The organism is Stenotrophomonas sp. SMYL41, from assembly GCF_036319965.1.
In the GTDB taxonomy this organism is placed as follows: Bacteria; Pseudomonadota; Gammaproteobacteria; order Xanthomonadales; family Xanthomonadaceae; genus Stenotrophomonas; species Stenotrophomonas maltophilia_R.
In genome coordinates, this window is sequence record NZ_JAWIRX010000002.1 from 1 (window position 1) to 15,296 (window position 15,296).

A 15,296-nucleotide genomic window follows, 5' to 3' on the forward strand; every position below is an offset into this window, starting at 1 on the left:
GGTGGGGCGGTGTCGGAGTGCGGGGTGTCAGCCGCATGGGCCCGAGGCATGCCTCGGGCGGGTTGGGCAGGACGCCCAACCCCGGTCTTGCCGTGTGCGCAGGACTGCGCACACGAGCAAGCGGCTGCCAAGCTTACAGGGACGTACTTGCAGCGTCCCCGCACTCCGACACCGCCCCGCCAGCCCACGGAATGCACGCTTTTGACGTTGACGTTGACGTTGACGTTGCCTTGGCTTGAAGCCTCTGCAGGTGCAGGGCGCAGCCCTGCCGAACCCTCCTCTACTTGACCTGCACGTCGATCACGCCGTCGCCGACGCGGGCCTGCAGGGCGTCACCGGGCTGTACCTGATCGATCTTCCGCACCAGGGTGCCGTCGTCACTGCGGGTGAGGATGCTGTAGCCGCGGGCCACGGTCGCCAGCGGGCTGACCGCTTCCAGCGAACGCGCCAGCCCGCGCAGGCGTAGTGCATCGCGCTCCAGCAGTCGCTGCATGGCCGCCTGCGGCCGCCCGCGCAGGGCGGCCAGACGGCGCTGCATCGTGTCGAGCTGGCGCTGCGGATGGTGCCCGCGCAGCACCGCCGCCGCATGACGCAGGCGCGCTGAACGGCGCTCCTGCTGCTGGTTGAATGCGGCATGCAGGCGCCGGCCCAGGTCCAGCTGACGGCGGCGCAGCAGGTCCAGCCGCGCCTGCGGGCTCTGTGTGTTCAGGCGCAGCAGGGCGCGGTCGGCGCGCTGCATGGCCTGCTGCATCGCATGCCGTTGCAGCTGCACCATGCGCGCGGCCGTGCGGCGCACGCGCAGCGCCAGTTCGCGCTGGTCGGGTACCAGCAGTTCGGCTGCCACCGATGGCGTTGGCGCGCGCAGGTCGGCGGCGAAGTCGCTCAGGCTGAAGTCGGTTTCGTGGCCGACCGCCGAAACCACCGGGGTGCGGCTGGCCGCGATGGCGCGGGCCAGCGCTTCATCGTTGAACGCCCACAGGTCTTCCAGCGAACCGCCACCGCGGGTCAGCAGGATCACGTCGTAGCGGCCACTGGCATCGGCTGCCTGCAGCAGGCGGGTGATCTGTGCGGCGGCGCTGCTGCCCTGCACCAGGGTCGGCAGCAGGTCCACTTCCAGCAGCGGGAAGCGGCGGCCGAGCACGCTCAGCACGTCGCGCACGGCAGCGCCGGTGGGCGAGGTGATCACCGCCAGGCGCTGCACGTGCACCGGCAGTGGCCGCTTGCGCGCCGGGTCGAACAGGCCTTCGGCTTCCAGCCGTGCCTTCAGTTCCTCGAAGGCGCGGCGCAGCGCGCCTTCGCCGGCTTCCTCCATGTGGTCCAGCACCATCTGGTACTCGCCACGGGCGTCGTACAGGGTCACCTTGCCGCGCACCAGTACGCGCATGCCTTCGCGCGGGACGAACTTCAGGTATTGCGCCTTCATCCGGAACATGGCCGCACGCAGCTGCGCGCGCGCATCCTTCAGGGTGAAGTAGAGGTGTCCGGAGGCTGGGCGCGCCACGCTGCCCAGCTCGGCCTCGACCCAGATCGCCGGGAAGCTGCCTTCCAGCAGGTCGCGGGCCAGGGTGTTGAGCTGGCTGGGGGTGAGGATGTCGTTGTTGCGTGGCTGCATGGGAACGGCGTGCTGCGGGCGGAACGGGGACTCAGGATCGCACGTCAGCGCACCGTGTGCTGGCCCAGCGCCCACTGCACGTGTTCACGCACCAACGGCGAGGGATCATCGACGCGGGTATGCAACGCGGCCAGCGCTTCGGTGGTGGATGGCGCATTGCCCAACGCCACGGCGATGTTGCGTAGCCAGCGCTCATGGCCGCTGCGCCGGATCGGGCTGCCTTCGGTGCGTCGCAGGAATTCTGCCTCGTCCCAGGCGAACAGCTGGTCCAGCCGCGCGGTGTCGAGATTGTTGCGCGCGCGGAAGTCGGCTTCGTCGGTGCGCTTGGCGAACTTGTTCCAAGGGCAGACCAGCTGGCAGTCGTCACAGCCATAGATGCGGTTGCCGATCAGCGGGCGCATGTCCTCGGGGATGGCACCGTCGTGCTCGATGGTCAGGTAGGAAATGCAGCGCCGCGCATCCAGCCGCTGCGGGCCGATGATGGCCTGGGTGGGGCAGACATCGATGCAGCGCGTGCAGGTGCCGCAGTGCGCCGTGGCTGGCGTATCGATCGGCAGGGGGATATCGATGTAGATCTCGCCGATGAAGAACCACGAACCGCCATGGCGGTCGATCAGGCAGGTGTGCTTTCCGATCCAGCCGAGGCCGGCGTTGCGTGCCAGTGCACGTTCCAGCACGGGCGCAGAATCGACGAACACGCGGTAGCCCAGCGGTGCCACTTCATCGTTGATCTGCATGGCCAGCTTCTGCAGGCGGTTGCGCATCAGCTTGTGGTAATCGCGGCCCAATGCGTAGCGGGCCACGTAGGCGCGGCCCGGGTCTGCCAGGGTTGCCCAGGCTTCGGTGTCGTCCTTGTGGCTGTAGTCCATGCCCACCGAGATCACCCGTACGGTGCCGGGCAGCAGCTCGGCCGGGCGCGCGCGCAGGGTGCCGTGGCGCGCCATCCAGTCCATCGTGCCGTACAGGCCCTGGCCCAGCCAGTCGGCCAGGTGCGCTTCATCCTCGCCCAGCTCGATGCCGGCGATGCCGCAGCGCTGGAAGCCATGCGCACGGGCCAGTTCGCGGATGCGCTGCACGGCCTGGGCCGGATCGACAGGGGCGGGGGCGGGGGACATGTGCACCAGTATAAAATCCCTGCATGGCCAACCTTGCCGATCTTTTTGATTCCGCTGCCGCGCGTGCGCTTGATGCGCAGGCCTCGGCGCTGGCCGCCGAGGGCGGTTGGGGCCTGATGGCGCAGGCCGGGCAGGCCGCCTGGCAGTGCCTGCTGCAGCATTGGCCGCAGGCGCAGCGGATCGGTGTGGTGGTCGGTGCGGGCAACAACGGCGGCGATGGCCATGTGCTGGCCCGACACGCGCTGCAGGCCGGACGCGAGGTGATGGTGATCGCCTTGCCGGGGAAGTCGCCGTCAACCGTGCTGGCACGGCGCGCAGCATCGGAATTCAAGTCCGACGGCGGCACCATCACCGATTTCGGCGGCGCGCTGCCCGAGGCCGATATCTGGGTCGATGCCCTGTTCGGCCTGGGCTTCGATCGCGCGCCGGAAGGCGTCGCGCAGGCGCTGATTGTCGCGCTCAATGTGCAGGCGGCACCGGTGCTGGCGCTGGACGTCCCCAGTGGCGTGGATGCCGACCGCGGCGCCGTACCGGGCGAGGCGGTGAGGGCGGCACTGACCCTGCAGTTCATCGTGCCGCATCGCGGGCTGTATACCGGCGATGCGCTGGATCATTGCGGGCGGAAGGCGCTGGCGCCGCTGCAGCTACCCGCGGCCGCATGGCAGGACGTGTCACCCGCCGCGGAGCATTGGACGCAGGCTCGCTTGCCGCCACTGTTGCCGCCGCGCCGTGCCAATACCCACAAGGGCGAATCCGGGCACGTGCTGTGCGTCGGCGGCAACCATGGCAGCGGCGGTGCCGTCGCGATGGCGGCCGAAGCTGCGTTGCGAGCGGGTGCGGGGCTGCTGAGCCTGGGCACCCGTCGCGATCACGTCGGCCCGTTGCTGGCGCGCCTGCCAGAGGCGATGACCCATGCGCTGGAAGATGGTGATGCGCTGCCGGCACTTCTGGACAAAGCCAAGGTGGTGGCGATCGGGCCTGGATTGGGCCAGGACGAGTGGGCACGCGCACTGTTTGCGCGGGTGCTGTTGTGTGGCAAGCCGCTGGTGGTCGATGCCGATGCACTGAACCTGCTGGCGCAGGATCCGCGCGCGCTGCCCGACGCCATCCTTACGCCTCATCCGGGCGAGGCCGCGCGCCTGCTCGGTTGCAGGACCGCTGACGTCCAGGCCGATCGCTTTGCCTGTGCGCAGGCGCTCGCCGGGCGCTTCCACGCGGTGGTGGTGCTGAAGGGCGCCGGCAGCATCGTCGCAGCGCCCGGGCAACGGCCACGACTGATTGCTGCCGGCAATCCCGGTATGGCTGTGGGTGGCATGGGTGACCTGCTGACAGGCATCATCGCCAGCCTGCGCGCGCAGGGCCTGGCCGCCTTCGATGCCGCTGCCGCTGGCGCGCTGCTGCATGCACTGGCCGGCGATATCGCCGCCGCCGACGGCGCGCGCGGCCTGCTCCCAACTGATCTGCTGGTGCCGCTGCGGCGACTGGCCAACCCGGAACTCTCTCCATGACCGATTTCTTCCTTGCCGACAGCGATGCCACTGAACTGCTCGGACAGTGGCTGGCGGCTACGCGGCCGCCGCAGGCACTGATCGAGCTGCGCGGCGACCTGGGTGCCGGCAAGTCCACCACGGCCCGTGCGCTGCTGCGCGCGCTGGGCGTGCAGGGTGCGATCCGCAGCCCGACCTATACCCTGGTCGAGCGCTATCCATTGGCCAGCGGGGGCGAGGCCTGGCATCTGGACCTGTATCGGATCGGCCAGGCCGGCGAGCTCGATTTCCTCGGCCTGGATGAGGGCGGCGCAGTATTGTGGCTGGTGGAATGGCCGGAACGCGGCGCTGGCGCGCTGCCGCCGACCGACCTGGTGGTGGCGCTGGAGATCGAGGGGCAGGGGCGTCGCGTCCGTCTCACTGGGGCCAGCGACATAGGACGTGAATGGCTGGAACGGCTTCCCAAGGGGGGCGACTTGCAGGTCATTTCTGTCGGTTGACGAGAACAAACACCGGCAGGTTACGGATTATTAAGGAAAAAGGTGTTGCATTCCGTTCAGCGGGGTGATTGAATCCTGAGCCATGCGCCCGGGGAACCGTCTCATCGCCATCTGTGCCGCCGTCGGACTGGGTCTGGCGAGCGTCAGTGCGTGGGCGGGTGAAGTCCGCCAGGTCCTGCTGAATACTGGCGCTACCGGCACCCGTGCCGAGATATCGCTGGTCGGCAGCGGCGGCTACAAGACGCTGTCGCTGGCCGGCCCGAACCGCCTGGTGGTCGATTTCCCGGACTCCAGCGCCATACGCAACCTGAAGATGCCGGCCGCGCAGGGCGTGGTCACGGCGGTGCGTACCGGACAGCCGGTTCCGGGAACGTTCCGCGTTGTTTTCGACCTCGCCGAATCGGTGGCGCCGTTCCGCCCGCAGATGCAGCGCGAGGGCAATGAATCCAAGCTGGTGATCGAATGGCCGGGTGATGGCCCGGCCGTGGCCGCCAGTCGCCCCGCGACGACGCCGACCGTGCAGCCGCAGGCACCCGCTGCGGGGCCTGCACCCACTCCGGCCGAGAGTGCGCAGTCGCGCACCGATGCCGCGCGTGCCACAGCCCTGCTGACCGCACAGGTACAGCAGCAGGCCAGCGCCACCGCCGCCGCACCGGCAACGCCGACCCCGGCACCGGCCACCGCGCCGGCCCAGGTTGCTGCGGCCGGCGTCAGCGCCAGCAGCACGCCCTCGTCCTCGCCGGCCGCGATCCTCGCCGGCCAGCGCACCGCGGCGGTGGTGACCACGCCGCCAGCCACGGTGCCCACCCCGGCACCGAAGCCGGCCGAGCCGCCGCGTCCGGCAATGCCCAGCGATGCGTCGCGTATCCGCATGCAGGCCGGCATGCGCCACCTGGTGGTGGCGATCGATCCCGGCCACGGCGGCCAGGACCCGGGTGCGATCGGCCCGACCGGCAAGCGCGAGAAGGATGTCACCCTGGCGGTGGCGCGCGAGCTGGCCCGTCAGGTCAACGCCACGCCGGGCCTGAAGGCCTATCTGACGCGCGACAGCGACGTGTTCATTCCGCTGCCCATGCGTGCGCAGAAGGCGCGTGCGAACAAGGCGGACATCTTCATCTCGATCCATGCCGACGCGGCTGAAAACCGTTCGGCCACGGGCTCGTCGGTCTACGTGCTGTCGACCAAGGGCGCCTCTTCGCAGCGCGCCCGCTGGCTGGCGGACAAGGAAAACGCGGCCGACCTGGTCGGTGGCGTGCGCCTGCAGCAGACCGAAGGCACCTTGGCCAACGTGTTGCTGGATCTGGCGCAGAGTGGCTACATGAAGGCGTCTGAAGACGCGGCCGGCCACGTGCTGGGCGGCCTGAAGCGGATCGGCAACAACCACAAGCCGAACATCGAACGCGCCAACTTCGCGGTGCTGCGCACTTCGGACATGCCGGCGATGCTGGTGGAAACCGCGTTCATCTCCAATCCGGATGAAGAGCGCCGCCTGATCGACCCGGCGTACCAGCGCAAGATCGCTGGCGCGGTGCTGGATGGCGTGCACACCTTCTTCAGCCGCCAGCCGCCACCGGGCACGCTGTATGCCGCCCGGGCCCAGGCCGAGATCGATGCTGCTGCCACCATGGCCGGCGGCAGCAAGTAACGCGTCCGCTTTCTGCAGAGTCGAGTCATGCCCGACTCCCGGGTCAACCGGCGGGTCGACGGTCAGCCGCAGTCGAGCATGGTTCGACCCTACAAGCGGCCGCTCCGCTATCATCGACTCATGAAGTCTGCTGCCCATCACCTCACATGAGCGCGCCCGGTCCGCGCCCGATCCGGCCGTTGCCGGAGATCCTGATCAACCAGATCGCCGCAGGCGAAGTGGTCGAACGTCCTGCGTCGGTGGTCAAGGAGCTGGTCGAGAACGCGATCGACGCCGGCGCCAGCCGCGTCGATATCGACCTTGAGGAGGGCGGTGTCCGCCTGATCCGCATCCGCGACAACGGCAGTGGCATCGCACCGGAACAGTTGCCACTGGCGGTGTCGCGCCATGCCACCAGCAAGATCGCTGACCTGGATGATCTCGAATCGGTGGCTACCCTCGGTTTCCGTGGTGAAGCGTTGCCGTCGATCGCGTCGGTCAGCCGCTTCACCCTGTCCTCGCGCCGGGCGCACGACGAGCATGGTTCCGCACTGCAGATTGAAGGCGGCAAGATCGGCGAGGTGACCCCGCGCGCGCATGCGCCGGGCACCACGGTGGAAGTGCGCGAGCTGTTCTACAACGTGCCGGCGCGGCGCAAGTTCCTGCGCGCCGAGCGCACCGAACTGGGCCATATCGAAGAGTGGCTGCGTTCACTGGCGCTGGCACGGCCGGATGTCGAGCTGCGCGTGTCGCACAACGGCAAGGCTTCGCGCCGCTACAAGCCGGGCGATCTGTATTCCGATGCGCGCCTTGCCGAAACGCTGGGCGAGGATTTCGCCAACCAGGCCGTTCGGGTGGACCACAGCGGTGCCGGCCTGCGCCTGCATGGTTGGATCGCACAGCCGCATTATTCACGGGCCAGCGCCGACCAGCAGTACCTGTACGTCAATGGACGCTCGGTGCGTGACCGCAGCGTCGCCCACGCAGTGAAGATGGCCTACGGCGATGTGCTGTACCACGGCCGCCAGCCGGCCTATGTACTGTTCCTCGAACTGGACCCGACCCGCGTCGACGTCAACGTGCATCCGGCCAAGCACGAGGTGCGCTTCCGTGATTCGCGGCTGGTCCATGATTTCGTCTACCGCACGCTGAAGGATGCGCTGGCCGATACCCGCGCCGGCATGTCGGCGCAGGAGATCGGTGCTGGCCCGGTGCTTCCGGCGGATGCCACGGCTGCCGCCACGGCATCGAGTGCGGGCGCCTCCGGTTTCGGGCTGGTGCGCGGTCCGGCACCCGGTGCCGGCTCCGGCGGCGGTGGTGGATTCTCCGGGTGGCGACCGCAGCAGCCACTGGGCCTGCAGGTGGCCGATGCACCGGCTGCCTATGCCGCGCTGTATGCCACGCCGGCCGGTGCCGAGCGTGAAGCGGCACTGCCACCCATGCCGACCGAGAACGGGCTGCCGGTCACCAGTGCCGAGGCAGGCGTGCCACCGCTGGGCTACGCGATCGCGCAGCTGCATGGCATCTACATCCTGGCTGAGAACGCCGAAGGCCTGATCGTGGTCGACATGCATGCGGCGCACGAGCGCATCGGCTACGAGCGCCTGAAGAACGCGCATGATGGCATCGGCCTGCAGTCGCAGCCGCTGCTGGTACCAATCACGCTGGCGGTCGGTGAGCGCGAGGCAGATACCGCTGAGACCGAAGCCGAAACGCTGGCCACGCTCGGCTTCGAGGTGACCCGTGCCGGCCCCGGCTCGCTGCACGTGCGCAGCATTCCGGCGCTGCTGGCGCATGCCGAACCGGAAGGGCTGCTGCGCGACGTGCTGACCGATCTGCGCGAGCATGGCCAGAGCCGCCGCGTGGCCAGTGCACGCGACGAACTGCTGTCGACCATGGCCTGCCATGGCGCGGTGCGTGCCAACCGGCGCTTGACCGTCCCGGAAATGAACGCGCTGCTGCGCGACATGGAAATCACCGAACGGTCCGGCCAGTGCAACCACGGCCGACCGACCTGGGCCCGTTTTTCGCTGGCGGAGATCGACCGCTGGTTCCTGCGCGGACGTTGAGGGGAGCATTGATGCGTTATCGGGGAATGGCCGGCCTGCTGGCCGCCGTGGTGGTGGCCGCCTGCAGCCCGGCAACACCGCCGGCGCCGGCGGCCGTTGAAGATCCAGCCTACGCGGCCGCGCAGCAGCAATGGCGTGTTGCGCGCTACCAGGACCTGACCCGGCCCGATGGCTGGACGGCCCTGGTCGGCCTGCACTGGCTGCAGAACAAATCCCATTTCGTTGGCAGCGGCGCCACCAACGGCATCCGCCTGACGGTCGGCCCGGACAAGCTGGGCCTGCTGCGCCGCGAAGGCACCCAGTGGTGGTTCACGCCTGAAGCCGGTGCCGATGTCAGCCATGATGGCCAGCCGGTGCGCGGCCGCACCCGCATCGAGACCGACAAGGACGCGCAGCCGACGCTGCTGGCCTTCGATGGGGGCAAGGGCCAGCTCAGCATCATTCGCCGGGGGCCGCGGGACGCGCTGCGGGTCAAGCATGCCGATGCCGCCGCACGCCGTGATTTCGCCGGCCTGCAGTACTGGCCGGGCGGCGCGGACTGGCAGGTGCAGGCGCGCTTCATCGCGCACCCGCCGGGCAAGACCCTGCCGATCGTCGACATCACCGGCCTGACCACCGAAATGCCCAATGCCGGCGCGGTCGAGTTCGAGCGTGATGGCCGCAGCTGGCGGCTGGAAGCGATCGGTGCGCCCGGGCAGCCGCTGTTCCTGATCTTCGCTGACCGCACCAGCGGCCGCGGCAGCTATCCGGCCGGGCGCTACCTGGATACCGATGCACCCACTGCAGACGGCACCGTGCGCATCGATTTCAACCATGCCTACAATCCACCGTGCGCATTCACCGCCTACGCTACCTGTCCGCTGGCGCCGCCCGAAAACCGGCTGGACCTGCCCGTTGAAGCGGGCGAGAAGGCCTACCACCTGCCTGAAGGAGAAGGCTGACCATGCCGATCAAACATCTGCTCCGTGCCGCGCTGCTGATGGCTGCGTGCGCGATGGCACCCCTGGCCACTGCCCGCGATGCGCCGGGCGCCACGGCCGCGACCGCGACCGCGACCGCCGTGGCGGCCAAGCCGCCCGTACCGCTGTTGTGGAAAGTCACCGGCCCGGGCGATGCACGCGTGTACCTGCTGGGGTCGTTCCATCTGCTGAAACCGCAGGACTACCCGCTGTCGCCCGATGTCGAACAGGCGTTCGAAGCCTCGCAGCGGGTGGTGTTTGAACTGTCGCCCGAAGACATGCAGTCGCCACAGCTGGCCAGCCGCATGGTGCAGGCCGCGACCCGCACCGATGGCAGCGAGCTCAAGCGTGATCTCGACGCTGCGACCTGGCAGAAGCTGCAGGCCTTTGCCACCGAGAACAAGCTGCCACTGGCACAGATGCAGGGCATGAAGGCCTGGTTCGTGGGCCTGAGCATTTCGGTCGGGCAGATGCAGAAGCTGGGCCTGGACCCGGCGCTGGGCCTGGACCGCCACTTCATGGAGCGCGCGCAGAAGACTGGCCGCAAGACCGCTGGCCTGGAAGACATCGACACCCAGATCGGCATGCTCGACGGGATGACGGTGCAGGAACAGCGGCAGATGCTGGCCGAAGCGCTGGACCAGGCCGGCAAGTCCGACGAGCAGGCGCGGCTGCTGCATGATGCATGGCGGCGCGGCGACGAACGCCTGCTGTGGACCAAGATGGCGGCGGAGATGCGCCAGCAGTATCCGCAGCTGTATCAGCGCATCAACACCGGGCGCAATGATGCCTGGGTGCCGAAGCTGCAGCCGTACCTTCAGGCCGGGCAGGGCGGTACGCTGGTGGTGGTCGGCACGCTGCACCTGCTGGGCAGTGATGGCGTGGTCGAGAAGCTGAAGGCGAAGGGCTACAAGGTCGAGCGCGTGTGCACGGGGTGCAAGGCGAAACGCTGACGCATCGTTGGCGTGATGCGAAACAGAACGGCGCGCCAGGGGCGCGCCGTTTTCGTATCAGCCGTTGCTGCAACTCAGCGGCGGGTCTTGCCGCCGGTGCTGGTGCCCGGTTCGCCGGGCTTGTTGCCGGTGCCGGTTCCCGTTCCGGTGCCGCCCGGTCGCGGGCCACCGAAGCCGCTGCCCATGCTGCGCTGGAATTCCTGCCACAGCTCCAGGTTGCGCTCGGTCAGCTGGTTCATCATCGCCCACGGGGTCTGGCCCAGCAGGTTGCCCATCTGCTGGCGGAACTGCTGCTGCTGGTCGAGGAAGACCTGCATGCTGCGCTCCAGGTAGTTGCCCATGAAGCCCTGCAGGGAATCGCCGTAGAAGCGGATCAGCTGGCTCAGCAGCTGGGTGGACAGCATCGGTTCGCCGTCCTGTTCCTGGTCGGCGATGATCTGCAGCAGGACCGATCGCGTGAGGTCGTCGCCGCTCTTGGCGTCGCGGACTTCGAAGTCTTCACCGTCCAGGATCAGCTGGCGCACGTCCTCGATGGTGATGTAGCTGGAGATCTCGGTGTCGTAGAGACGGCGGTTCGGATACTTCTTGATGATGCGGGTCGCAGCCATGAAGCGGTACTCGTCACAGTAGACGCGCAGCATGGCGCAGTGCAGCAGCCGTTGCAACCGCCTCAGCCCCCGCCAGGCTTGGCTTTCGGCGGTGATCATGTTGCGCAACAAGGGTTTGCGTGTTGCGCAGCATGACTCATGGCAGGGGCCGGCGGCGTTCGCCGCGAAGGCCCGCTGCGCGGCTTTACCAACCCATATGGTGGCCGCCGTTGATGTCCAGGTTGCTACCGGTGATCCACGAGGCTTCGTCGGCGACCAGGAACGAGACGCCGTAGGCGATTTCCTCCGGTTTGCCGAGGCGTCCGGTGGGGATGTCGGCGATGATCTTGGCGCGCACGTCTTCCGGCACCGCCATCACCATGTCGGTGGCGACGTAGCCGGGCGAGATGGTGTTGACGGTGATGCCGAAGCCGGCGTTCTCGCGGGCCAGCGAGATGGTGAAGCCGTGCATGCCGGCCTTGGCCGCCGCGTAGTTGGCCTGGCCGTACTGGCCCTTGAGGCCGTTGATCGAGCTGATCTGGATGACCCGGCCCCAGCCGCGGCGGCGCATGCCCTCGATGACCGGCCGGGTGACGTTGAACACCGAGTTGAGGTTGGTGTTGATCACATCGTGCCACTGGTCCGCGCGCATGCGGTGGAACGTGGTGTCGCGGGTAATGCCGGCGTTGTTGACCAGGATCTCGACCGGACCCAGTTCTGCCTCGACCGCGCGCACCAGCGCTTCGGCGCTGTCCGGATCGGAGACGTCGCCCGGGAAGATCGACACGCTGTAGCCGCGTTCGGTCATCGCCTGCTGCCAGGCGCGGGCCTTGGCCTCGTCGCGGTAGTTGGTGGCGACCCGGTGGCCCTGGTCGGCCAGGCGTTGGCAGATGGCGGTACCGATGCCGCCGGTTCCGCCGGTGACCAGTGCGACGCGAGATGTCATGGAATGCTGTCCGGGTATCAGGTGGGGGAAGGGGGATTCTGCAACATCGGCGCGGAAAGTGCGCCGGCCGGCAGCAGGATGTCGGCACGCGGCAGCTGGGCAGGGTCGAAGGCCTGTCGAGCGGCGGCCAGCAATGCACGCAGGTCGTGGGCACCTTCCAGTGCGGCAGGCGCCTGGCCCAGCAGCTGCCAGAGCTGGCGCAGCACGGGCAGCGGATGCGTACTGTCCACCGGCAGCGACGCCAGCGACTTGGAAAGTTTGTGGCCGGGGGCATCGAGCAGCAGCGGCAGGTGCCAGTAGCGCGGTACCGGCAGGCCCAGCGCCTGCTGCAGCAGGATCTGCCGCGCAGTGGAATCGAGCAGGTCGGCGCCGCGCACCACTTCGGTCACGCCCTGTGCGGCGTCATCGACCACCACGGCCAACTGGTAGGCCCAGCAGCCATCCGCACGGCGCAGCACGAAGTCGCCAACCTCGGCATGCACGTCCTGCTGCTGCGGCCCTCGCAGGCCATCATTGAAGTGCACGATGCTGCCGCGCGGCACGCGGAAGCGGACGGCGGGGTCCGGTCGTGCCTGCCGTGCAACGCAGCGATGGTGAATGCCACCGCTGGCGGCCAGTTCGCTGCGGCTGCAGTGGCAGATGAAGGCCAGGTCGCTGGCCAGCAGCACGTCCAGGGCAGCCTGGTAGGCCTCGCCGCGTGAGCTCTGCCAGAGGACCGGGCCGTCGTGGACCAGACCGAACGCGGCCAGCGCCTGAAGTTGCGAGTCCGCTGCCCCGGGCACGGTACGCGGCGGATCGACATCCTCAATGCGCAGCCGCCACAGGCCGCCGTGATGGCGGGCAAGCAGCCAGCTGCCGAAGGCGGCAAGCAGGGATCCGGGGTGGAGCAGGCCGGTCGGCGAGGGCGCGAAGCGGCCGCAGGGAATGGGGGAGGTCATGCTGGCTGAATCGTCGGTCAGGTTGGCGCTTGAATTCAAGCTGACCACACCGCAAATTGACCGGTATCGACCCCTTCCGAGCCGGATTTTCCCATGTTTACCCGCATTGCCCTGTTCCTGGCGACCAACTTCGCGGTCCTGATCCTCGCCAGCATCGTGATGTCGCTGCTGGGGGTCAATCCGAGCCAGATGAGCGGCCTGTTGGTCATGGCCGCGATCTTCGGCTTCGGTGGATCCTTCATCTCGCTGCTGCTGTCCAAGTGGATGGCCAAGCGTTCCACCGGTGCGGTGGTGATCACCGAGCCGCGCAACCAGACCGAGCGCTGGTTGCTGGCCACCGTCGAGCGCCAGGCCAAGGCGGCCGGCATCGGCATGCCCGAGGTGGCGGTCTATGACGGCCCGGAGATCAATGCCTTCGCCACCGGCGCCAACCGCAACAACGCGCTGGTGGCGGTGTCCACCGGCCTGCTGCACAACATGAGCGAAGACGAGGCCGAAGCGGTGCTGGGCCACGAGATCGCCCACGTCGCCAACGGTGACATGATCACCATGGCACTGCTGCAGGGTGTGCTGAACACCTTCGTGATCGTGCTGGCACGCGTGGTCGGCGGCGTCATCGACAGCGCACTGTCGGGCAACCGCGAAGGCGGCGGTCGCGGCTTCGCCTACTACATCATCGTATTCGTGCTGGAGATGGTGTTCGGCCTGTTCGCCACGATGATCTCGATGTGGTTCTCGCGCCATCGCGAGTTCCGCGCCGATGCGGGGGGCGCCTCGCTGGCCGGCCGCCAGAAGATGATCGCCGCGCTGGAGCGCTTGCAGCTCAACCACGGCCAGAGCACGCTGCCGACCCAGATCGCCGCCTTCGGCATTTCCGGTTCGACGGCGAAGAAGCTGTTCATGAGCCACCCGCCGCTGGAAGAGCGCATCGCCGCGCTGCGGGCGTCGACGGTGGCGTAAGCTTCTTCCGTACTTCCACGGTAGTGCAGGAACGCCTGGCCTCGCGCCGGGCGTTTTTGTTTGCGCGCCGATGCATTGGTGATGCCGGATACGATCTGGCGAGAGTCGTTTCCGCGACTGCGGAGGGGTGTCACTTTCTTTGCGCGCAAAGAAAGTAACCAAAGAAACGCTCCGCCAGCCGCGAGCCGGCGTGCTTCGCACGCCGGTGCCCTGTGCTTCTCGGCGAATCAGGGGACGGCGCCGAACTCGCTGCGCTCAACCACCGGCGCCTCTTCGCCCCTGATTCCCCTGCGATGCTCGGCTCGCTCAAGGCGGACTGGAAGGTCAAGATCAACGGCAACGGCATCCACGCGTGGCATGGATCAACCGGATGCGGCTGTGGCATTTGACCTTGGGTCCGCCTTGAGCGAGCCGAGCACCGCAGGTCCGGCGAGGGCGAAGAGGTGCGGGTGTCTGAGCGCAGCGAGTTCCCGCACCGTCCCTCGACGGACCGAGGAGCGCAGGGTACCGATGCGCAGCATCGGCTCGCGCCCCGGCGGCGTGTTTCTTTGGTTACTTTCTTTGCACGAGCAAAGAAAGTGACACCCCTCCGCAGTCGCGGAAACGAATCTCCGTGCGCGCAAACGAAAACGGCACCTTCGCAGGTGCCGTCTCCATGAACCGCGTCTACGCGCAGATCAGAACTTCGCGTCGAACTCCGCCGCGTAGCCGGTGTTGACCAGCACCTTCTGCAGCGACTCGGCCACCTTCAGGTTGCCGGCCACGATCTGGTGGGTCTCCGGGCCACGGTTGTCCATGCGGCCCAGGGTTGCGCCCTTGAAGTCGCAGACCTTGCCACCGGCCTCGCGGACCAGCAGCAGGCCGGCAGCGATGTCCCATGCCTTCACGCCGGCTTCGAAGTAGGCATCGGCGCGTCCGCAGGCCACGTAGGCCAGGTCCAGCGCGGCCGAGCCGGTGCGGCGGATGTCCTCGCCGTGCACCAGCAGGGCGTCGACCGCCTTCAGCTGGGCGCTGGCGCGGCTGCGCTCGCGCGGGGCGAAGCCGGTGTGGATCATGGTGCCTTCCAGATCCTTGCGGTCGGCCACGCGGATGCGGCGGTCGTTCAGTACGGCGCCGGCACCACGGCTGGCGGTGAACAGTTCATTGCGCAGCGGGTCGAAGATGACCGCATCGGTCGGCTCGCCGTTCTCGACCAGGGCGATCGACACGCAGTAGTGCGGCACGCCGCGCAGGTAGTTGCTGGTGCCGTCCAGCGGGTCGATGACCCACATCTGGCGACGCTCGCCCTGCACGCCGCCTTCTTCGCCGAAGATGCCGTAGTCCGGGTAAGCGCGCTTGAGTTCCTTGACGATGACCTTTTCCGCGTCCGCATCCACTTCGCTGGCGTAGTCCATCCGGCCCTTCTGCACCACGTTCAGTGCCTCGAGCTTGTTGATGTTGCGCAACAGGACGTTGCCGGCGAGGCGGGCGGCCTTGACCATGACGGTTACGGCGGGTTTCTGCATGGCGTGGGCTCCCGGAAAGGCAGAAGAGAAGGACTGGCGGG

At 68.1% G+C, this 15,296-nt stretch carries 13 protein-coding genes; 7 read left to right on the forward strand and 6 right to left on the reverse strand.

The features are described from left to right. Positions 1 to 280 precede the first annotated feature (280 nt). Entirely contained in the window at positions 281 to 1,612 is a 1,332-nt protein-coding gene (gene xseA, locus V3B30_RS02405; protein ID WP_262082755.1) for an exodeoxyribonuclease VII large subunit, read from the reverse strand. A gap of 44 nt (positions 1,613 to 1,656) precedes the next feature. Then, a complete protein-coding gene (gene queG, locus V3B30_RS02410) occupies positions 1,657 to 2,727 on the reverse strand; it encodes a tRNA epoxyqueuosine(34) reductase QueG (RefSeq protein ID WP_100473421.1) in 1,071 nt (356 codons plus the stop codon). 23 nt (positions 2,728 to 2,750) lie between these two features. Between queG and V3B30_RS02415 the strand changes: the two genes are divergently transcribed. The 6 genes from V3B30_RS02415 to V3B30_RS02440 all read left to right on the forward strand — a co-directional run bounded on the left by V3B30_RS02415 (position 2,751) and on the right by V3B30_RS02440 (position 10,319). Beyond that, positions 2,751 to 4,235 (forward strand): NAD(P)H-hydrate dehydratase, encoded by a 1,485-nt coding sequence (locus V3B30_RS02415; RefSeq protein WP_262082754.1) that lies wholly within the window; start codon positions 2,751 to 2,753, stop codon positions 4,233 to 4,235. Next, the gene (gene tsaE / locus V3B30_RS02420) at positions 4,232 to 4,714 is read left to right on the forward strand and encodes a tRNA (adenosine(37)-N6)-threonylcarbamoyltransferase complex ATPase subunit type 1 TsaE (protein WP_262082753.1); all 483 of its coding nucleotides are present in this window, start codon (positions 4,232 to 4,234) and stop codon (positions 4,712 to 4,714) included. Before V3B30_RS02415 ends, tsaE begins: the two co-directional genes overlap by 4 nt. 82 nt (positions 4,715 to 4,796) lie before the next feature. Beyond that, complete coding sequence (locus tag V3B30_RS02425) at positions 4,797 to 6,359, forward strand: N-acetylmuramoyl-L-alanine amidase (protein WP_262082752.1); 1,563 nt, start codon at positions 4,797 to 4,799, stop codon at positions 6,357 to 6,359. A 146-nt stretch (positions 6,360 to 6,505) separates the two neighbouring features. Then, the gene (gene mutL / locus V3B30_RS02430) at positions 6,506 to 8,407 is read left to right on the forward strand and encodes a DNA mismatch repair endonuclease MutL (protein ID WP_262082751.1); all 1,902 of its coding nucleotides are present in this window, start codon (positions 6,506 to 6,508) and stop codon (positions 8,405 to 8,407) included. Between the two features lie 11 nt (positions 8,408 to 8,418). Further along, on the forward strand, positions 8,419 to 9,348 hold the full coding sequence (locus tag V3B30_RS02435; RefSeq protein ID WP_262082750.1) for a DUF1684 domain-containing protein: 930 nt from the start codon (positions 8,419 to 8,421) through the stop codon (positions 9,346 to 9,348). Between the two features lie 2 nt (positions 9,349 to 9,350). Next, positions 9,351 to 10,319, forward strand: a complete 969-nt coding sequence (locus tag V3B30_RS02440) for a TraB/GumN family protein (protein ID WP_262082749.1) — start codon at positions 9,351 to 9,353, stop codon at positions 10,317 to 10,319. A 74-nt stretch (positions 10,320 to 10,393) separates the two neighbouring features. On the opposite strand, the gene phaR is transcribed toward V3B30_RS02440, so the two are convergent. The 3 genes from phaR to gluQRS all read right to left on the reverse strand — a co-directional run bounded on the left by phaR (position 10,394) and on the right by gluQRS (position 12,790). Then, complete coding sequence (gene phaR, locus V3B30_RS02445; protein ID WP_100475222.1) at positions 10,394 to 10,927, reverse strand: polyhydroxyalkanoate synthesis repressor PhaR; 534 nt, start codon at positions 10,925 to 10,927, stop codon at positions 10,394 to 10,396. A 184-nt stretch (positions 10,928 to 11,111) separates the two neighbouring features. Further along, positions 11,112 to 11,852: a beta-ketoacyl-ACP reductase gene (locus tag V3B30_RS02450; protein ID WP_097049002.1), complete on the reverse strand. Its 741-nt coding sequence runs from the start codon at positions 11,850 to 11,852 to the stop codon at positions 11,112 to 11,114. A 17-nt stretch (positions 11,853 to 11,869) separates the two neighbouring features. Continuing rightward, positions 11,870 to 12,790, reverse strand: a complete 921-nt coding sequence (gene gluQRS, locus V3B30_RS02455; protein WP_100473413.1) for a tRNA glutamyl-Q(34) synthetase GluQRS — start codon at positions 12,788 to 12,790, stop codon at positions 11,870 to 11,872. 93 nt (positions 12,791 to 12,883) lie between these two features. On the opposite strand from gluQRS, the gene htpX reads away from it, so the two are divergent. Continuing rightward, on the forward strand, positions 12,884 to 13,750 hold the full coding sequence (gene htpX, locus V3B30_RS02460; RefSeq protein ID WP_100473412.1) for a protease HtpX: 867 nt from the start codon (positions 12,884 to 12,886) through the stop codon (positions 13,748 to 13,750). A 677-nt stretch (positions 13,751 to 14,427) separates the two neighbouring features. On the opposite strand, the gene V3B30_RS02465 is transcribed toward htpX, so the two are convergent. Further along, positions 14,428 to 15,255: an inositol monophosphatase family protein gene (locus V3B30_RS02465; protein WP_005417749.1), complete on the reverse strand. Its 828-nt coding sequence runs from the start codon at positions 15,253 to 15,255 to the stop codon at positions 14,428 to 14,430. Positions 15,256 to 15,296 lie beyond the last annotated feature (41 nt).